Annotated in this window: 19 protein-coding genes and 2 pseudogenes; 12 read left to right on the forward strand and 9 right to left on the reverse strand. The window is 71.0% G+C overall.

All coding sequences use genetic code 11. From position 1 onward, the window contains the following. Positions 1-153: 153 nt before the first annotated feature. Positions 154-1,122, reverse strand: coding sequence for a diacylglycerol/lipid kinase family protein (locus OG306_RS25865; RefSeq protein WP_266748471.1), 969 nt, complete (start codon positions 1,120-1,122; stop codon positions 154-156). Positions 1,123-1,332: 210 nt separating this feature from the next. Between OG306_RS25865 and OG306_RS25870 the strand changes: the two genes are divergently transcribed. Continuing rightward, on the forward strand, positions 1,333-1,737 hold the full coding sequence (locus OG306_RS25870; protein ID WP_266752426.1) for a hypothetical protein: 405 nt from the start codon (positions 1,333-1,335) through the stop codon (positions 1,735-1,737). Positions 1,738-1,849: 112 nt separating this feature from the next. Here OG306_RS25870 and OG306_RS25875 read toward each other — a convergent pair whose 3' ends face one another. The 3 genes from OG306_RS25875 to OG306_RS25885 all read right to left on the reverse strand — a co-directional run bounded on the left by OG306_RS25875 (position 1,850) and on the right by OG306_RS25885 (position 3,704). Then, positions 1,850-2,803 carry an RNA polymerase sigma factor SigF gene (locus OG306_RS25875; RefSeq protein ID WP_371665650.1) on the reverse strand — a complete coding sequence of 318 codons (954 nt, stop codon included), beginning with the start codon at positions 2,801-2,803 and terminating at the stop codon, positions 1,850-1,852. Next, a complete protein-coding gene (locus OG306_RS25880) occupies positions 2,800-3,213 on the reverse strand; it encodes an anti-sigma regulatory factor (RefSeq protein WP_148839137.1) in 414 nt (137 codons plus the stop codon). The genes OG306_RS25875 and OG306_RS25880 overlap by 4 nt, the downstream gene beginning before the upstream one ends. Before the next feature lie 230 nt (positions 3,214-3,443). After that, complete coding sequence (locus OG306_RS25885; RefSeq protein WP_266748472.1) at positions 3,444-3,704, reverse strand: UBP-type zinc finger domain-containing protein; 261 nt, start codon at positions 3,702-3,704, stop codon at positions 3,444-3,446. 35 nt (positions 3,705-3,739) lie between these two features. Here OG306_RS25885 and OG306_RS25890 point away from each other — a divergent pair, with 35 nt between their 5' ends. Next, complete coding sequence (locus OG306_RS25890; protein WP_266748473.1) at positions 3,740-5,344, forward strand: Na+/H+ antiporter; 1,605 nt, start codon at positions 3,740-3,742, stop codon at positions 5,342-5,344. 56 nt (positions 5,345-5,400) lie between these two features. Here OG306_RS25890 and OG306_RS25895 read toward each other — a convergent pair whose 3' ends face one another. The 4 genes and pseudogenes from OG306_RS25895 to OG306_RS25910 form a co-directional block, all read right to left on the reverse strand. Continuing rightward, entirely contained in the window at positions 5,401-6,297 is an 897-nt protein-coding gene (locus tag OG306_RS25895) for a 1-aminocyclopropane-1-carboxylate deaminase/D-cysteine desulfhydrase (RefSeq protein WP_371665651.1), read from the reverse strand. 68 nt (positions 6,298-6,365) lie between these two features. Next, positions 6,366-6,776 (reverse strand): annotated as a pseudogene (locus OG306_RS25900) (N-acetylmuramoyl-L-alanine amidase); the annotation flags it as partial. A 77-nt stretch (positions 6,777-6,853) separates the two neighbouring features. Beyond that, positions 6,854-8,050 (reverse strand): globin domain-containing protein, encoded by a 1,197-nt coding sequence (locus tag OG306_RS25905; RefSeq protein WP_266748475.1) that lies wholly within the window; start codon positions 8,048-8,050, stop codon positions 6,854-6,856. 111 nt (positions 8,051-8,161) lie between these two features. Beyond that, positions 8,162-8,611 carry an RrF2 family transcriptional regulator gene (locus OG306_RS25910; RefSeq protein WP_266748476.1) on the reverse strand — a complete coding sequence of 150 codons (450 nt, stop codon included), beginning with the start codon at positions 8,609-8,611 and terminating at the stop codon, positions 8,162-8,164. Between the two features lie 189 nt (positions 8,612-8,800). Here OG306_RS25910 and OG306_RS25915 point away from each other — a divergent pair, with 189 nt between their 5' ends. The 10 genes and pseudogenes from OG306_RS25915 to OG306_RS25960 all read left to right on the forward strand — a co-directional run bounded on the left by OG306_RS25915 (position 8,801) and on the right by OG306_RS25960 (position 17,609). Further along, positions 8,801-10,207, forward strand: coding sequence for a family 2B encapsulin nanocompartment shell protein (locus OG306_RS25915; protein WP_266748477.1), 1,407 nt, complete (start codon positions 8,801-8,803; stop codon positions 10,205-10,207). A gap of 160 nt (positions 10,208-10,367) precedes the next feature. After that, positions 10,368-11,393, forward strand: coding sequence for a family 2 encapsulin nanocompartment cargo protein polyprenyl transferase (locus OG306_RS25920; RefSeq protein ID WP_266752430.1), 1,026 nt, complete (start codon positions 10,368-10,370; stop codon positions 11,391-11,393). 187 nt (positions 11,394-11,580) lie between these two features. Further along, positions 11,581-12,249 (forward strand): DUF6304 family protein, encoded by a 669-nt coding sequence (locus OG306_RS25925; protein WP_266748478.1) that lies wholly within the window; start codon positions 11,581-11,583, stop codon positions 12,247-12,249. A gap of 358 nt (positions 12,250-12,607) precedes the next feature. Further along, positions 12,608-13,591 (forward strand): DUF1648 domain-containing protein, encoded by a 984-nt coding sequence (locus OG306_RS25930; RefSeq protein WP_266905477.1) that lies wholly within the window; start codon positions 12,608-12,610, stop codon positions 13,589-13,591. Between the two features lie 2 nt (positions 13,592-13,593). Then, positions 13,594-13,953 carry a GntR family transcriptional regulator gene (locus tag OG306_RS25935; RefSeq protein WP_266748480.1) on the forward strand — a complete coding sequence of 120 codons (360 nt, stop codon included), beginning with the start codon at positions 13,594-13,596 and terminating at the stop codon, positions 13,951-13,953. Between the two features lie 109 nt (positions 13,954-14,062). After that, positions 14,063-14,260: pseudogene (locus tag OG306_RS25940) on the forward strand (LysR family transcriptional regulator); the annotation flags it as partial. Between the two features lie 177 nt (positions 14,261-14,437). After that, positions 14,438-15,457: an NAD-dependent epimerase/dehydratase family protein gene (locus OG306_RS25945; RefSeq protein ID WP_266907616.1), complete on the forward strand. Its 1,020-nt coding sequence runs from the start codon at positions 14,438-14,440 to the stop codon at positions 15,455-15,457. Positions 15,458-15,655: 198 nt separating this feature from the next. Continuing rightward, complete coding sequence (locus tag OG306_RS25950; protein ID WP_266748481.1) at positions 15,656-16,015, forward strand: DUF952 domain-containing protein; 360 nt, start codon at positions 15,656-15,658, stop codon at positions 16,013-16,015. Next, a complete protein-coding gene (locus OG306_RS25955; protein WP_266748482.1) occupies positions 16,012-16,938 on the forward strand; it encodes an NAD(P)H-binding protein in 927 nt (308 codons plus the stop codon). The genes OG306_RS25950 and OG306_RS25955 overlap by 4 nt, the downstream gene beginning before the upstream one ends. Positions 16,939-16,985: 47 nt before the next feature. Next, a complete protein-coding gene (locus OG306_RS25960; RefSeq protein ID WP_266748483.1) occupies positions 16,986-17,609 on the forward strand; it encodes a nucleotidyltransferase domain-containing protein in 624 nt (207 codons plus the stop codon). Positions 17,610-17,787: 178 nt separating this feature from the next. On the opposite strand, the gene OG306_RS25965 is transcribed toward OG306_RS25960, so the two are convergent. Beyond that, positions 17,788-18,267: a VOC family protein gene (locus OG306_RS25965; RefSeq protein WP_266748484.1), complete on the reverse strand. Its 480-nt coding sequence runs from the start codon at positions 18,265-18,267 to the stop codon at positions 17,788-17,790. Positions 18,268-18,427 lie beyond the last annotated feature (160 nt).

Here is an 18,427-nt window from a genome sequence, read left to right on the forward strand (position 1 = left end):
TCGCCATGTAGAGATTCGCAAACCTCGGCGGCGGATACAACCCCTTCTGGAAAGTTTTTTTTGATTCCTCGGTGTCGACTAGGTCACAGCCGTACTTCTATGGGGTGGAGAGCAGCCCAAACGTTCGAGTTAAAGGACTTTGGTCCCTTCCACTCACACAATCACACGCAGTGCACGGCGTACGCCTGTGAACGTCACGCTGGTACGCACTCCCAGGTGGTCACCGTCCATCTGGAAGGGCAGTGGCGCCTTTGAATGCAAGGTGAAGTTCGTGAGGTCATGAAGTGAAACAGCGTGTTTGCCGCGAGGCCCCTTGTCGGGGCTTGAGGTGAGCAGCTGGGTGCCGTAGCGGGCGACCGCCGAAGTGGACAGCCGCTTCAGTCCGAGCACGTCCAGGCCGGTGTCGAAGCCGGCCTTCGGGGACGCGAACATGGGGCGATTCCCCAGGTAGGTCCAGGGGGCCGTGTTGGAGATTATCGACAGCGCGAGGCCGGTGACCGGTTCTTGTCCGGGTGTCTCCAGTGTCATCAGCCCGTGCCGCCGGTGTGGCTCCTCCAGGAATTGCCGGACCACCTGGCGCACGTACAAAGCATGCGTCGAGCGCTTGCCGCGTTCGCGCTGCTGTTCGACCCGGCCGACCACGCCCGCGTCGAATCCGAGCCCGGCGCAGAAAGTGAACCAGCGCTTGGGGACCGACTCGTCCTCCGTGCCCGGGGTGCCGGCCGCCAGTCCGAGACCGACCGTGCGTTCGGTTTGGTTGGCGAGCGCGTCCAGGATCGCGCCGGTCGCCTCCACGGCGTCGTTCGGCAGGCCCAGGGCGCGCGCGAAAACATTGGTGGAGCCGCCGGGAACCACCGCGAGGCTCGGCAGTCTGTCCAGGTCGGGGCCGTTGTGGAGCAGACCGTTGACCACCTCGTTGACCGTGCCGTCGCCGCCCAGGGCGACCACCAGGTCGATCTCTCCGGAGTCCGCGGCCAGCCGCCCCAGGTCCCGGGCATGGCCCCGGTACTCCGTGGTCACGGCCTCCAGCTTCATCTCGCTGGCCAGCGCGTGAATGAGCACGTCGCGCGTCCGCGCACTGGTGGTGGTAGCAGCTGGATTGACCACAAGGAGTGCGCGCATGACGGCCAGACTACCTACCGCGCGGTATCGCACTGAAGTCCTGCCCCATGACCTTCACGCTCGGTGACGGCCCTGGTGCGTTCCCACCCCGGCTTCGCTTTCGCGGCGCCGGGATGCCAACCTGCAAGGGTGAGTAATCAGCAGAACACGCCCTCCTCGTCGTCGCCTCTGCCGTCGGTCGGACCGGCGAAGCCGAGCAGGATCACGCTCGTGGCCGGACTCACTGCCCTGGAAGGGGCGGCGCTCGTCCTCGGCGGGATCTACATGCTGGTCATGGGACTGCTCGGCCGCCCCGAGAGCCCGCAGCAAGCGGAGATGGGCGGCCTCACACTGATCGCGCTCGGCCTGATCCCGCTGATCGCCGCGCGTGGCCTGCTGCGGCGGCGCAGCTGGAGCCGCGGCCCCGCGCTCATCACCCAGATCATCGCGCTCCCGGTGGCCTGGACGCTGCTGAGGTCCCACGGCGTACTGATCCCGGCCGGGATCGTCCTCGCCGCGGTGGTCCTGACGGCGCTCTACCAGCTGGTCAGGCCGACGACGATCGACGCACTCGGCATCCGCCGCCCGGGCACCTCCTCGGAGGCCACGTCCGGCGGCACCGCACCGGACGCCTGAGCGGGGGGTCCGGGTGAGGCGGCCCTCGGGCGCCGCAGACCGCCCGGGTGCGCGCGGGCCGCACGGGGGCTGACGCCCCCGCTCTTCCGCGCGCTCGTATCGGCCCTTCGCGCTACTCCTCGACGAGCAGCCGCTCGCGCAGCTGCGCCAGCGTACGGGCCAGCAGCCGCGAGACGTGCATCTGCGAGATGCCGACCTCCTGCGCGATCTGCGACTGGGTCATGTTGCCGAAGAAACGCAGCAGCAGGATCCGCTTCTCGCGCGGCGGCAGATCCTCCAGCAACGGCTTGAGGGACTCCCGGTACTCGACGCCCTCCAGCGCCTCGTCCTCGGAGCCCAGCGTGTCCGCGACCGCCGGGGACTCGTCGTCCGTGTCCGGCACGTCCAGCGAGAGCGTGCTGTATGCATTGGCCGATTCCAGGCCCTCCAGGACCTCTTCCTCGGAAATGCCCAGCCGCTCCGCCAGCTCGTGCACCGTCGGCGAGCGGCCGTGCTGCTGGGAGAGCTCGGCGGTCGCCGTGGTGAGCGAGAGCCGCAGCTCCTGGAGCCGGCGCGGCACCCGGACCGCCCAGCCCTTGTCGCGGAAGTGGCGCTTGATCTCGCCGACGACCGTGGGCGTCGCGTACGTGGAGAACTCGACGCCGCGGTCCGGGTCGAACCGGTCGACCGACTTGATCAGGCCGATCGTGGCGACCTGGGTCAGATCGTCCAGCGGTTCGCCGCGGTTGCGGAACCGGCGGGCCAGGTGCTCCACGAGCGGCAGATGCATCCGCACCAGCTGATTGCGCAGCTCCGCCTTCTCGGCCGACCCGTCGGGAAGCTCGCGCAGTTCGATGAACAGCGCCCGCGCCCTGCTGCGGTCGTGTGGATCGTGGTGCCCGTGCTCGCTCATCTGGCCTGCCCGCTCCGCCTGCGACTGCTCCACCGCGATCGTACGGCCCGCGGGCCCGTCAGCCCCGTCCTCCGGATGGGGCAGGGCCTGCTGCTCCGGGATGCCTGCTGCGCGCACCGCCCCTGGTCGCATCGTCTCGTCCCGCACAGGACCGTCCCCGTTCCCGCTGCTCACGCCGGCCCGGGTCCCGCGCCGCGCTGTTTGTACAGGCTGATGCTGACCGTACGGTCATCGGCCACCGAGGAGTCGACCTTTCCGGCCAGTGCGGAGAGCACCGTCCAGGCGAAGGTGTCGCGCTCCGGCGCCCGGCCGTCCGTCGTCGGCGCCGACACCGTCACCTCGAGAGAATCCTCGACGAGCCGGAAGACGCAGCTGAGGACGGAGCCCGGCACGGCCTGCTGCAGCAGGATCGCGCAGGCCTCGTCGACCGCGATGCGAAGATCCTCGATCTCGTCGAGAGTGAAGTCCAAGCGCGCTGCGAGACCGGCCGTAGCCGTACGCAGCACCGACAGGTAGGCACCCGCAGCGGGCAGCCGGACCTCTACGAAGTCCTGATTCCCGGGCTCGCCTGCGATCTGGGACACCCTCACCTCCAAGGTGGCACAAACTCTTTCGAGGATCCGGGAAGGGTGCCCCGGAGCCATGCGGTACGTCTTCGGTTCTGGCCCGGCGACGCTATCGCGATCCATGATGCCGTGTCGCCAGGCCCCAACCCATGACTGTCACTCATGGTAAGCCTATGAGTACACAGGGTGGGTAGGGGTCTGCGCTGGTCAATTACGAACAACCGGCGCCGGTTTGACGTACCCAGACCTCAGACGATCGAACCGTCCTCGAAGCACCAGCGCCAGCTCTCGCCCGGTTCGAAGCTCCGCATCACCGGATGGCCGGTCTCCTTGAAGTGCGCCGTGGCGTGCTGCAGCGGCGACGAGTCGCAGCAGCCGACATGGCCGCAGACCAGACAGAGACGCAGCTGCACCGGGTGGCTGCCCGCCGCGAGGCAGCCGAGGCAGGTCTCGCTGAGCGGGGCCGGTTCGGGTCGTGGCAGCTCGGACACGTGCGGGCATTCACTCATGATTGTCAGGTTACGACGGATGCGAGGACCGTGAAATGGACGCATTGCCGCTGGTGGCACTGATCGCTGTCAGTGCGGCTGTGGCGGGGGCCGCCCGCCGCACCCCCGTACCCGCTCCCCTGCTGCTGGTCGCGGTGGGGCTGATCGCCTCGTATCTGCCCGGGGTGCCGACGTACACCCTGAACCCGCACGTCGTGCTGCCGCTGCTGCTGCCGCCGTTGCTCTACACGGCGGCCGTCGACAGCTCGTACCTCGATCTGCGGGCCAATCTCCGGCCGGTCGCGCTGCTCTCCGTCGGTTACGTCCTGTTCGCGACCGTCGCGGTCGGGTGGCTGGCGTACCGCCTCGTGCCCGACCTGCCGCTCACCGCGGCGCTGGTGCTCGGCGCGGTCGTCGCCCCGCCGGACGCGGTCACGGCTGCCGCGATCGCCCGCCGGGTCGGGCTCCCCGGCCGCGTCACGACGATCCTGCAGGGCGAGTCCCTGGTGAACGACGCCACCGCGATCACGGCCTACAGGGTGGCGCTCGCAGCCGCCGTCGGCGAGGGCATGAGCTGGGCGGCCGGGATCGGCGAATTCCTCCTCGCGGCGGTCGGCGGCGTCGTGGTCGGCCTGGCGCTGATGGTGCCGCTGCACTGGCTCCGTACGCACCTCAAGGAAGCCTTGCTGCAGAACACGCTGTCGCTGCTCATCCCCTTCGTGGCGTACGCGGCGGCCGAGCGCGTGCACGCCTCCGGCGTGCTCGCCGTGGTCGTCGTCGCGCTCTATCTGGGCCACCGCTCCTGGCAGGTCGACTTCGCGACCCGGCTCCAGGAGGCGGCCGTCTGGAAGATGGTCGCGTTCATCCTGGAGTCCGCGGTCTTCGCGCTGATCGGACTCCAGCTGCCCTTCGTGCTGAAGGGGCTCGGTTCGCACGCGGTGGCGGACGCCCTCTGGTACGCGGTAGCCGTGTTCCTCGCCGTCGTCGTGGTCCGCTTCCTCTGGGTCTATCCGGCGACGTACCTGCCCCGGTGGCTGTCCAGGCGGATCAGGAAGCGCGAGCCGGAGACGAACTGGAAGGCGCCGCTGATCGTCGGCTGGGCCGGGATGCGCGGGGTCGTGTCGCTCGCCATCGCCTTCTCCATCCCGTTCGTCACCTCCGACGGGCACGCCTTCCCGGCCCGCAACCTGGTGCTGTTCCTGACCTTCACCACCGTCATCGGCACCCTCGTCGTCCAGGGGCTCAGCCTGCCGCTGCTGGTGCGCGTCCTGAAGCTGCCGGAGCGCGACGCGACGGCGGAGACGCTGGCCGAGGCGCAGGCGCAGAGCGAGGCGTCCACGGCCGCCGAGAATCGCCTGGAGGAGCTCCTCACCGACCGGCGCAACTCTCTGCCGGGACCGCTCACCGACCGGCTCCGCACCGTTCTGGAGCGCCGCCGCAACGCCGTGTGGGAGCGGCTGGGCGCGGCCAACCCGGTGACCGGGGAGTCTGCGGACGACACGTACCGGCGCCTGGCCAGGGAAATGATCGACGCCGAGCGCGAAGTCTTCGTACGGCTGCGGGACGAGCGGCAGATCGACGACGAGATGCTGCGCACCCTGCTCAGACGGCTCGACCTGGAGGAGGCGGCGGCCTACCGGGAGGAGTCGGGCGCGCCGTAGGGATGTGCCTTCGGCGCCTGTGCTCATAAGGGGCGCATTTTCCTGTGAGGGGGCTACTACGGCCGTCCCGTGATGACGGCCGCGACCGTGGTTCCCGTAGGGAACACGCCCTCCTCGGCCAGTGCGGTGAGCGCGTAGAGCAGCTTGGCGACATAGAGCCGCTCGACGGGCAGCCCGTGCCGCTGCTCGAAGTCGTCCGCGAAGGCGTGCAGCTGCGGGGTCGTACGGGCGTAGCCGCCGAAGTGGAAGCGCTCGTCCAGGGACCACGACCCGGCCGGTCCGCCGAACGCCTCGTGCTGCAGTTCCCGTACCGTGTCGCCGAGGAAGCCGCCGCGCAGCACCGGGATACCGAGGGCGCGCTGCCCGGGTGCGAGACCGGCGGCGAGCCCGGCGAGCGTGCCCCCGGTGCCGCAGGCCACCGCCACCACATCGGCGCAACCGCGCAGCTCGTGGCCCAGCTCCGTACAGCCCTGTGCGGCCAGGGCGTTGCTGCCACCCTCCGGGATGACGCAGCACTCCCCGAAGGCGCTCAGCAGCCCCGCCAGGACCTCTGGATCGGCCTTCGCGCGGTACGTCGCGCGGTCCACGAAACGCAGGGTCATCCCGTCGGCGGCGCATCGGGCGAGCGCGGGGTTGAGGGGGCGGTCGGCCAGTTCGTCACCGCGCACGACCCCGACGGTGGGGAACCCGAGCAGGCGGCCGGCGGCTGCGGTGGCCCGCAGATGGTTGGAGTACGCGCCGCCGAAGGTCAGCACGGTGCGCCCGGCGGTGGCCCGCAGGTTGGGGGAGAGTTTGCGCCACTTGTTGCCCGGAAGATCGGGGTGGATCAGATCGTCGCGCTTGAGCAGCAGCCGTACGCCGTGGCGCGCGAAGCGGTCGTCCTCGGCCGGTTGCAGCGGCGAGGGGAGTGCCGGCCGCAGGCGGGAGGGGTCGAGCGCTTCGGAAGGGGGCATGCCGCAATTGTCGCCGTGTGGTGGCGTGCCGTGCGAGGAGGGGCGGGTGTGGACGGGGGGTGCGCGGGTCACTTCAGGCGGTCACGGGTCCCGTTCCTCTTGGAGTCCATCGAGAAGCCGCGGGGATCGACCTTGCCGGGCTGCCACTCCTTGCGGCCGATCACCGAGCGGGAGGTCCAGCCGTGGTGGCGGCAGATCGCGGCGGCGGCCTTCTCGACGGCTTCGGGCCGGGCGGCGGTCCAGGGGTCCTCACCGTCGCCGAGATCTTCGCACTCGAAGCCGTGGAAGTGCCTGTTTCCGTCGGTATTGGCCTCGTTGCCGGACGGGAGGCGCTTCTCGGCGACGACGGCGCGCAGTACGTCGTCGTCGCCGAGCCCGGCGTGATAGACCCTGCCGTAGCCGACCAGATGGACCGTGCCGTCCTTGGTGATCATCCCGTGGCATAGCGGACCTTCATCCGCTTGTGCCGGAATGTCGGTGTCCGGGCCATTCCCGGAGGAGTTGTTCGAACGGCGTGCGCGTCGATCCGGTCAACTCCGCGAGCAATGAGGGGGGCTCAGTCCTGGGCGAGCCACAGGTCGGGGCCGAACACCTCGTAGTGGATGTCGGCCGCGGGGACGCCCTGGGCCAGCAGCTGGGTGCGTACGGCGCGCATGAAGGGCAGCGGGCCGCAGAGGTAGGCGTGGGTGCCGGGGGCGATGGGGAGTCCGCTCAGGTCGACCCGTCCGGTGCGGTCGGCCCGGTGGCCGGGCTCCGGGTCCTCGTACCAGAAGTGGGCAGTGGCGTCGGGGAGTTTGCCGGTGAGCTGGGCGTGGTCGGTGCGCATCGCGTGGTCGGCGGGGGAGCGGTCGCCGTGCACCACGGTGACCGGGGCGCGGTGTCCGGTCGCCGCGAGGTGTTCCAGCATCGAGAGCATCGGGGTGCAGCCGATGCCCGCCGAGGCGAGCAGGAGCGGGGCCTGCGAGGAGTGGAGCACGAGATCGCCGTACGGGGCGGAGACCCGCAGCCGGTCACCGGCCCCGACTTCGGTGTGCAGGTGACGGGAGACCTCGCCGTCGGGCGAGCCGTCGCCGTGCACCCGCTTGACGGTGATCGAGCGCAGCGGCGAGCCGGGGGCGCTGGAGAGGCTGTACTGGCGTATCTGGCGGGCCCCGTCGGGGAGTTCCACCTGTACGGAGACGTACTGGCCGGGGCGGAAGTCGGGGGCGGGGGCGTTGTCGGCCGGGCGGAGCTGGAAGGTGGCGACATCGGCCGTCTCCTCGATCCGGGCGGTCACCTCCCACTCGCGCCACACCTCGCCGGCGACGACGCCCTGCTGTGCGTACAGCCGCTGCTCGATCGAGATCAGGGCGCCCGCCATCAGCCAGTAGACCTCGTCCCAGGCGGCGGCGACGTCCGGGGTGACCGCGTCACCGAGCACCTCGGCGATGGCGGCGAACAGGTGGGTGTGCACGATGTCGTACTGCGCGGCGGTGACGCCGAGCGAGGCGTGCTTGTGGGCGATCCGGCCGAGCATCACGTCGGGCCGGGTGTCCGGGTGCTCGACCAGCTGGGTCGCGAACGCGGCGATGGAGCCCGCCAGGGCCTGACGCTGGGCGCCGGACGCCTGGTTGCCGCGGTTGAAGAGATCGCGCAGCAGCTCGGGGTGGGCGTCGAAGAGCTTGCGGTAGAAGAGATCGGCGATGTCTCCGATGGCCGCTCCCACGGCGGGGAGGGTGGCACGGACGGTGGCGGTCGACGACTCGGAGAGCATCGGTGACTCCTGACTCTTGAATTGGTATGTGAGATTCGTATTTTTGGGCAGCGGGAAGCGGGGTGGTGGCGCCCGTGGTGCGGGCAGGGGGTGCGGTGGTTCGGTCCCGGCTCAGTCGGCGCCCGGGCGGCCGCTGCTGATACCGATCAGCAGCGGTCCGGTGGGGGAAGCGACGAGTTCGGTGACGGTGATCGGATCGAGCGAGGCGTAGAAGGCCTCCTCCGCCCGGTGCAGGGCGCCGCGCAGCCGGCAGGCTGAGCGCAGGGGGCAGGGGGTGGTGCCCTCGCAATCGACGACGTCACCCGGCCCCTCCAGCTCGCGGACGAGTCCGCCGATCGAGGCGGACCGGCCCGCTCCGGTGAGACTGAGCCCGCCGCCGCGGCCCCGGCGTGCCTCGACGAGGCCGAGGTGCTGGAGCTTGGCGACGACCTTCGCGGCGTGGGTGTACGGCACCTGCATGGTCGCCGCCACCTCCCGGGTGGTCGGCGGGTCCTCGTTCTCCACGACGGCGAGGCGCATCAGTACGCGCAGCGCCACGTCGGTGAATCTCGTCAGCCGCATGACGGTCAGGCTAGATAAGTTGCATCAGGGATGCAAATTAACAGCGTTCGCGGGCACCGGGTGGGCATTGCTGAGCGTCGTGCCCAGCCCAAAGCCCGAATAGTCACACTCTTTTGTGTAATGGCGTGCCGACTCTCCATGCTGAAAGGCTTCTTCACGCAGGTCAGCCGATGATCGAGAGGACGTCAGATGTCCGTTGGTGAAGAGGTTCAGAACGCGCCGGTGCCGCCGCAGCAGAGTCTGGGCACGGCGGCGGCGCGGAACCTCGCGACGACCACCAAGTCCGCTCCGCAGATGCAGGAAATCACCTCACGGTGGCTGCTGAAGACGCTGCCATGGGTGCAGGTGCAGGGCGGCACGTACCGGGTGAACCGCAGGCTGAGCTACTCGGTGGGGGACGGCCGGGTGACCTTCGTGCAGACGGGTGACCGGGTCGCGGTCATCCCTGCCGAGCTCGGAGAGCTTCCCGCCCTGCGGGAGTTCGGCGACGAGGAGGTGCTCGGTGAGCTGGCCCGCCGGTGCGAGCAGCGTGACATCGCCGCCGGCCAGGTACTGGCCAACTCCGGGGACGCGGCGGACCGCGTCTTCCTGTTGGCACATGGCAAGGTCGCGAAGGTCGGCACCGGAAAGTACGGTGACGAGACAGTCCTTGGCCACCACGCCGACGGGGCCTACTTCGGCGACCAGGCCCTGATCGACGGCGACGCCGTCTGGGAGTACACGGCTCGTGCCGTCACCGCCTGCACGGTGCTGACGCTGCGCCGGGCCGATGTGCTGAACCTCGCCGAGCGCGCGGAATCGCTCCGCGCCCATCTCGCCGGGCTGCTCAGCATCCCGGAGCAGCGCACCAACAAGTACGGCGAGGCGGAGATCGACCTCTCCGCCGGCCATGTCGGCGAAGCCGTCGTCCCGCACACGTACGTCGACTACGAGGCGGCGCCACGCGAGTACGAACTGAGCGTCGCCCAGACCGTGCTGAAGGTCCACAGCAGGGTCGCCGACCTCTACAACCAGCCGATGAACCAGACCGAGCAGCAGTTGCGGCTCACGGTCGAGGCGCTGCGTGAGCGCCAGGAGCACGAGCTGATCAACAACCGGGAGTTCGGCCTGCTCAACAACTGCGACTACGGGCAGCGCCTCCAGCCGCACGACGGGGTGCCCAGCCCCGACGACATGGACGAACTGCTCTCCCGCCGCCGCGGCTCCAAGCTCTTCCTCGCCCACCCGCGGGCCATCGCCGCGTTCGGCCGCGAATGCAACAAGCGCGGTCTGGTGCCGGAGAGCGTGGACGTCGGGGGACACCACGTGCCGGCCTGGCGGGGCGTGCCGATCTTTCCGTCCAACAAGATCCCGGTCACCGACGCCCGGACCACGTCGATCATCTGCATGAGGACGGGTGAGGCGGAGCAAGGCGTCATCGGGCTCCAGCAGACCGGCATCCCCGACGAGATCGAGCCCAGCCTGTCGGTCCGCTTCATGGGCATCGACGAGCAGGCGATCATCTCCTACCTGGTGACGGCCTACTACTCCGCGGCCATCCTCGTTCCGGACGCCCTCGGCGTACTGGAAAACGTCGAGGTCAGCCGCTGGCGGTAGCCGCTCGGGGGCCCGGACGGCAGAGTCCGGGCCCCCGTCAACCTCCGTCACCGGGCAGCCGTGCCCGGGGCGGCATCGGGAGGACGTCCCAGTGAAGACCCACCACGCACTCCATTCACCGACACCCCGGGCGCCGGGCGACGACGCCCCGGCCGCCCTCGTGAGCCGGGGCAACGAGGCCCCGGCCCTTCTGGAACAGACCCGGACCCTCGTCGATCCCGAACTGCGCGCCGCCGTCGACTCCTTGCCCGGATCGATCCGCCGCGTCGCGATGTACCACTTCGGCTGGCAGCAGGCCGACGGCACCCCGTCGTCGGGACAGGCGGGTAAGGCGATCAGGCCCGCCCTCGTCCTCGCGGCCGCCCGTGCGCTGGGCGGCGACCCGCGACAGGCGGTACGGGCGGCCGTCGCCGTGGAGCTGGTCCACAATTTCACCCTGCTGCACGACGACGTCATCGACGAGGACCGGACCCGTCGGCACCGGCCCACGGCCTGGACGGTCTTCGGCATCCCGGACGCGGTCATCGCCGGTGACGCCATGCTGGCCCTCGCCCAGCGACTGCTGGCCGAGGACGCCGGCCCGGCCGCGGCCCGCGCTTCGGCGCGGCTCTCGACCTGTGTCATCGAGCTCTGCGCGGGCCAGCAGGCGGACTGCGCCTTCGAGGACCGCGATCCGGGCGAGGTCTCGCTCGACGAGTGCCTGGCCATGGCCACCGCCAAGACGGGCGCTCTGCTCGGCTGCGCCTGTGCGCTGGGAGCGCTGTACGCCGGCGCGGGGGAGCGGGCGGTCGGCTCGATGGACGGATTCGGCCGGGAGGCCGGCCTCGCCTTCCAGCTCATCGATGATCTGATCGGCATCTGGGGGGATCCCGCACAGACCGGGAAGCCGGTGGGGGCGGATCTCGTCGCCCACAAGAAGTCCCTGCCCGTGGTCGCCGCGCTGGCCTCCGGGACCCCGGCAGCGGCCGAACTTGCCGCGCTCTACCGGGGAGCCATGAACTCCCCCGGTGAGGTGAGCCGCGCCGCCGATGCCGTCGACCGGGCCGGCGGCCGGGACTGGGCACAGGTCTGCGCGGCGGACCGGATGGCACGCGCCGTCCACCACCTGTCCAGGGCGGTCCCCGGCCTGGCCCCGGCGGGCGACCTCCTGACCCTGGCGGAGTTCGTCACCCGCCGGACGCACTGAGCGCGAAGGGAGGAAGCGGCACACGCGGTGGCATCGGAGGGGGTCACTCGGAAGGGAGCGGAGAGCCGATGACGGCGAAGGGGGCGGAGAAAGGAGAACAGGGCAAGGTGCCGAGGTCACAGGGCTCGTGAGGCGAAAAGGAGGGCGGCAGCGCGACTGTCATGGGCACGGGCTACAGTCCGTGCCCATGACAGATGAGTCATGGGCAGGGTGGTACCGGGACCGACAAGGTTCCGACGCCGTCGTCCTCACCACCGACGGACAGCAACTCCGCCTCCGGATCAGGGGCATCGACTTCGAGGGCGAAAGCTTCGACGGTCTCGCCCCGGTGGCCGGCACGCCGCCGGCCGACGGCTTGTTCGCCCTGGTGGACGGCGCGTTGGGCGACTGCGTCCTGGAGTGGGACCTGCCGCTCCCGGTCCTCTGGGACGGAGCGGTCCATCAGGCCACGCTCAGCTGCCTGTTGTCGCTGCGCCGCCCCGATCCGTATCTCTACCTGGAGCTGCAGTTCGGCGGGGCCGCGTACGGATCCCACCGCGCCGAGAGCGACTTCGCGTCCGCGCTCGCCACGATCCAGCGCGTCCTCCCGCCGGGGGTGCGCCTCCAAACCTGCATCGCCTGCGCCTTCTCCGACTACTTCCCGGCCCCCGGCCGCGGCCTTTCCGGCGGTCTCGCGTGCTTCCGCGGCGCCAAGGACGCCTACCGCGGGGCGGCGGGTGAGGGCGATGTCCTGGACTTGTGGGACCGGCGGACCGGATTCGTCCAGGAGGTCTGGAGCTGCCGCGAGTACGAACCCCGCCCGGACCGGGGTGCCGGTACGGGGCATCGGGGCGCGTTCCCGCTGGAACTGGCCTGACCTTCCCGGTCCGGCCGGAGCGTTGTTCAGCCGGCTGTGCAGGCCCCGTCGGCCATGCGGCCTCAGCCGGCCGACAGGGCCCAGCGGGTCCGGCAAGCCCGAACAAGCCCAGCAGGCCCGAACAAGCCCAGCAGGCCCGACAAGCCCGACAGGCCCCGCAGGCCCGACAGGCCCCGCAGGCCCGGATCGGCATGCGCGCCGACGCCTGGCCGGTTGGCGGCCGACTGCCCGACTGCCCGACTGCCCGACTGATCGGTCTGCCGACTGCCCGGCCGGCCGACTGCCCGGCATCAGCATGCCGACAATCCTTTTGCCGTAACTCCATTGTTCTACTAGCATGCGAACAATGGAGGTTTTCATGATGCGTAAAAACCTGGGCAGAGCCGCCCTTGCTGCCCTGCCGTTCCTGCTCGCGCTCGTCGCCGATCTCGTGCTGTTCGCCGTCTTCCGGGATCGGCTGCCCGAACAACTGGCCAGCCACTTCCAGGCCAATGGCCGGGCGAACGGGCACATGGGTCAGGTGTGGTTCGTCGTGGCCGACGTCCTGCTGTTCGCCGTGACCGGTGTGCTGTGGGCCCTCACGGTGGTGCGGGGGAAGTTCTACGGGCGGGCCTACCGCTGGCTGATCGCCGGTGGGTATGCCTTCGCCGGATTCCTCGGCTGGGTGATGGCCGCCGTGCTGCTCGCCAATGTGGATGCCGGTGACGTCGTGAAGGGAGAGACGCAAGGTGCGTCGCTCCCGATGTGGCAGCTCGCCGTCGCCCTGGGCGTCGCCGTGCTCGCCGCGGGGCTGGGGCTGATCCTGGCCGCGCTCGGTCCCGTACCGGAGCAGCCGGCTGCGACCGGGCAGGCCGGCGACGGGGCGCGGATCCCGCTCGCCGACGGGGAGGTCGCCGGATGGGCGCGCAGCGCCGGGGGCTGGTGGCGGCCGCTGATCGCCCTCGTGCTCGTGGCCGGCGGGGTGGTGCTGCTGTTCGGCTCGGGCTGGGTGGCCGCGTTGCCTCCGCTGATCCTCGGTGTGCTGCTGGCCGTGTTCGCCCGGCCGTACGTCGTGGTGGACCGGCGCGGCATCACCATCTCGGGGATGCTCCCCTGGCCGCGGCTCAGGGTGCCGCTCGACCGGATCGAGACCGCGACCAGCCGCGACATCAACCCCCTTTCGGAGTACGGCGGCTGGGGCTACCGGATCCGCCCGGGACGGAGCGGTCTCATGATCCGTTCCGGTGAGGGAATCGTCGCGACGCTGGCCGACGGCCGGGTGTTCGCGGTGACCGTCGACGACTCGGCGACCGGGGCCGCGCTCCTCAACACCCTGATCGACCGGCGACAGGCGGAGCGCTGACCATGCTCTTCCGGGTCGATCCCACCTCCACCGTGCCGCTCGGTGATCAGATCGCGGCGTCCGTGCGCCGCGCCGTCGCCGAGGGGGCGGTGGTGCAGGGCGAGCGTCTGCCCGCCGCCCGCATGCTTGCCGAGTCCCTCGGGGTCAACGTCCATACGGTGCTGCGCGGTTACCAGCAGCTGCGCGAGGAGGGGCTGATCGAGCTGCGCCGGGGGCGCGGCGCGGTCGTCACCGGCGGTGCGTCCCCGCACCGGGCCCGGCTGCAGGAGCGGGTGCGCGAGGTGGTTGCGGACGCGCGCGAGCTGGGGCTGACGGAGGACGAACTGCTGGCCCTCGTCCGTGCCGCACTGGGCAGCTCGTAGGCCGGCGCGGGTCGTCCCGGACGTGGTGCGGCGGGCACCGAGCCGCCCGTCAGAGGCTCGAAATCAGAGGTGCAAGGGGCCACCCCGTCCTACGAGGTGGCCCCCGGTGCCGCGCGACGACATGGCGATCCGGCCGCTGCGCGACGACCCCCTCGCGGTCCGGCTGCTGCTGGTGTCCCGGCCGGGCGCCGACACGGCGCCGGTGTACGGGGAACTGGAGGCGGCCTACCGGGAGGCGGCCCAGCGGGCGGCCGGGTACCACCAGCGGCTGCTGCGCAACCGCAACCCGCTCGCCCGCACGCCGTGAGGGGCCGGCACCCGGCTGCGCGGCGAACGAGACGGGGCCGCCGCCCACTTGCACCGGGAGCGAGGGCCGCCGCCCACCCGCACCGAGGGTGAGGGCTGCCATCCGCTTACGCCGAGAGCGAGGACGGGTACCTGCCCGGCCGCTGCTGGGGCAGAGTCGACCCCCATGAGGCTTCTGATGCTGGGTGGTACGGAATTCGTCGGTCGCGCTGTCACCGAGGCGGCGCTCGCGCGCGGCTGGGAGGTCACGGTGTTCCACCGTGGCCACCACGCGCCCCCGCCGGGTGTGACGGAACTCCTCGGCGACCGCACCACCCGCGAAGGCCTTGCCACGCTGGCCGAAGCGGCAACCGTGGCCGTCGGTCACCGCACGGACGCGTCCGCCTGGGACCTGGTCGTCGACACCTGGAGCGGCGCCCCCAGGGCCGTACGGGACGCGGCCCGTCTGCTGGCCGGCCGGGCCGGGCGGTACACGTACGTCTCCAGCCGTTCCGTGTACGACTACCCGGCCCCGGCCGGCCTGCCCGAAGACGGCCCGCTGGTGGCCGGTGCCTCGCCCGACGAGGCCGGGGACGTCCCGTACCCCCTCGCCAAACGCGGCGGCGAACTGGCCGCGCTCGACGCCTTCGGCGACCGGGCGCTCCTCGCCCGCGCGGGACTGATCCTGGGCCCCTGGGAGAACGTCGGCAGGCTGCCCTGGTGGCTCTCGCGGATCGCCCGCGGCGGGACCGTACCGGCCCCGGGCACACCGGATCTGAAACTCCAGTACATCGACGCCCGCGACCTGGCGAACTGGCTCCTGGACGCGGCGCGTGACGGACTGTACGGGCCGTACAACCTGGTCAGCCGTACGGGGCACGCCACGATGGGGCAGCTGCTCGACGCCTGCGTACGCGTCACCGGTTCCGACGCCGCGCTCCGCTGGATCCCCGCCGAGGTGATCCTCGCGGCAGGTGTGGAGCCCTGGAGCGATCTGCCGGTCTGGCTGCCGCCGGGGGAGCTGTACGACACCCTGCACCAGGGTGACGTCAGCAAGGCGTACGCGGCCGGGCTGCGCTGCCGGCCGGTGGAGGAGACGGTCGCGGACACCTGGAATTGGCTGGCGGAACTGGGTGGCGAAGCGCCGCACCGGCCCGACCGGCCCCCGGTCGGCCTGGACCCACGGGCGGAGGGCCGACTGCTCGCGGAAACGGCCTGACGCGCGCCCACGCGCAACATCTTCGTCGGCGGTGACTACCTGGTCCGGCAGGCCGCCGCCGAGGCCGAGGGGATCCCGAACACGGGTTCCCGCGGCGGTGAATGGATGCTCGACGGTATCGCGGTGGTTCTGCTCGCCGTCGGATCGACGGCCACGCTGATGGCCCGTAGGACGCGTCGACGCGGCTAGCGTTGGCCCATGGCCGAACTGTTGCTGCACCTCACCGAAGGCCCCCTGTGGGAGGCGGCCCGTGGGATCGGGACGTACGAGATGTCCACCCGCGGCCGCACCCTGCACGAAGAGGGCTTCATCCACTGCTCGCTGCCGCACCAGCTCGACGGCGTTGCCGAGATGCTGTACGGCGCAGGGAGCCGGGCCGGGGCACCCGACCAGGACCTGGTGGTCCTCGTCATCGATCCCGCCCGGCTCCCGGCACCCGTACGGTACGAGCCCGTCGCGCCCGGCGGCGAGGAGTTCCCGCACATCTACGGACCCGTCCCGGTGGACGCGGTCGTGGAGGTGCGCCCCTGGCCGAGCGAGGAAGGCGACCACGCATGAATCCCGCACCCTCCACGGGCCCCACGAACCCGGCCGCCCCGATCGTCGCCGTCACCGGCGCCGGCGGTGCGGTCGGCGGCCGGGTGGCACAGCGCCTCGTGCGCGCCGGAGTGCCCGTGCGACTCCTGGGCCGCGACCCGGCCCGGCTGCCGGAGCTGCCCGGCGCCGTCGCCGCACCGCCCGCCCCCTACGACGACGGGGAGGCCATGCGCCGCGCCCTCGCCGGGGCGCACACCCTGTTCCTCGTCTCGGCGCACGAGAGCCCCGACCGGGTACGCCGGCACACGACGGCCGTGGACGCGGCAGTCGCCGCGGGCGTCGAGCGGATCGTGTACCTCTCCTTCCTCGGAGCGGCGCCGGATGCCACGTTCACCTTCGCCCGGGACCACTGGCACACCGAGGCGCACATCCGGGTCGCCGAGGTCCGCTACACCTTCCTGCGCGACAGCCTGTACCTCGCCGGGATCCCCGCGATGACCGGCGCCGACGGGGTGCTGCGCGGTCCCGGCGGCGACGGCCGGGTGGCGGCGGTGGCGCACGAGGACATCGCCGACGCCGCGACCGCCGTACTGCTGGCCGACACCGAGGCCGACAGCATGCGCCACGACGGGGTTGCGTACGACCTCACGGGCCCCGAGGCATTCACCCTCGCCGAAGCGGCCGAGGAGCTCGGCAGAGCCACCGGACGGACGGTCACCTACGTACCGGAGACCCGCGAGGAGGCCTACGCCTCACGGGCGCACTACGGCGCGGAGGACTGGGAGGTGGCCGGCTGGGTGACGTCGTACGAAGCCATCGCGACCGGCGAGATGTCCATGGTCTCGGACGCCGTACCGAACCTCACCGGGCATCCGGCGATGGGCCTGGCCACGTATCTGAGGGAGCATCCGGACAGCTACCGGCATCTGCTGAAGACGGACTGACCCGGCGAGGCGGCGGCGGAAGAGGAGAGGAAAGGGAGCCGGCAGCCATGCGTACGGAAACCCCGTGGGGCCCCTGGGACCCACCCCCGCTCGACGAGGCCGCCTGCCTCTTCGCCCCGCTGCGCGCCCCCTGGTGGATCGCGGGCGGATACGCGGTCGAACTCGCCGTGGGCCACACCTTCCGGGACCACGGCGACATCGACGTACTCCTGTTGCGCCGCGACCAGCTCACCGCCCAGCAGATACTGGCGGACTGGGAATGGTGGGCCGCCGATCCGCCCGGCACCCTGCGCCGCTGGCTTCCCGGCGAGGTCCTGCCGCCGTACGTCCACGATGTCTGGTGCCGCCCCGGCCCCGCCGAACCGTGGCGCATCCAGCTCATGTTCGACGACGCGGAGGGCGCCGACTGGCTGTTCCGCCGCGACCCCCGCATCCGCCTCCCGCTCGACCGGCTCGGGCGGGTCTCGACGGACGGCGTCCCGTACCTCTCCCCGGAGGTGCAACTCCTGTACAAGGCCAACTCCCCGCGCCCCAAGGACGAGCAGGACTTCGCGACGGTGCTGCCGGTCCTCACCGCGGACCAGCGTGCCTGGCTGACCGAGGCGATCACTCTCTCCCAGGGTGCCGGCCATCCATGGGCGGCGCGTCTGCGCGCCCAGCCAGCCGGCTGACCACCCGCCACAGCACCGGACTTCGCTCCGCCGGGGCTTTCCCCGGCCCGCGCCGCGCGAGGGCGGCGCACGGCCGTGGGAACGGGCTCGCCCGCAGACGACGCGGACGCGCGCCGAACGGACCGTTCGTCGTTCGTCGTTCGTCGTTCGCTGTTCTCTGCCGGGGATCTCTTCGGTGTCAGCCCTCGTCGTGCACTTTCTGCAACGTGGCGATGTCCAGCTTCTTCATGGTCATCATCGCCGCGGTGGTCCGCGCGGCCTTCTCGGCGTCCTGGTCGCCGATCAGATCGATCAGCACCTCGGGGACAACCTGCCAGGAGACGCCGTATCTGTCCTTCAGCCAGCCGCAGGGCCCCTCTTCGCCCCCGTCGGTGAGACTGCTCCAGTAGTAGTCCACCTCGTCCTGGTCCGAGCAGTGGATCTGGAACGAGATGGATTCGTTGAACGTGAACTGCGGCCCGCCGTTCAGACCGACGAACTTCTGGCCGTTGATCTCGAACTCGACCGCCATCGCCGACCCGGCAGGCCCGGGGCCCGCTTCGGTGTAGCGGCCGATCCTGCAGAGGCGGGAGTTCTTGAAGACCGAGAGGTAGTACTCCGCCGCCTCCTCGGCCTGCCCGTCGAACCACAGACATGTGGTGAAGCCCTCGGTGGTCATCGCTGTCTCCTGTCGTGAGCGCATGTCCGTCGTGTGCGCATGTCCACCCATACCGACTGATCCCGTACCGGAAACTCATCGATCGCATATGGGGGCATCGGTGGCGCCCGGCCGTTGGCCGCGGCTCAGCGGGCATCCCGGTCCGGACCGGGACCATCCG

Source organism: Streptomyces sp. NBC_01241, from assembly GCF_041435435.1.
Taxonomy (GTDB): domain Bacteria; phylum Actinomycetota; class Actinomycetes; order Streptomycetales; family Streptomycetaceae; genus Streptomyces.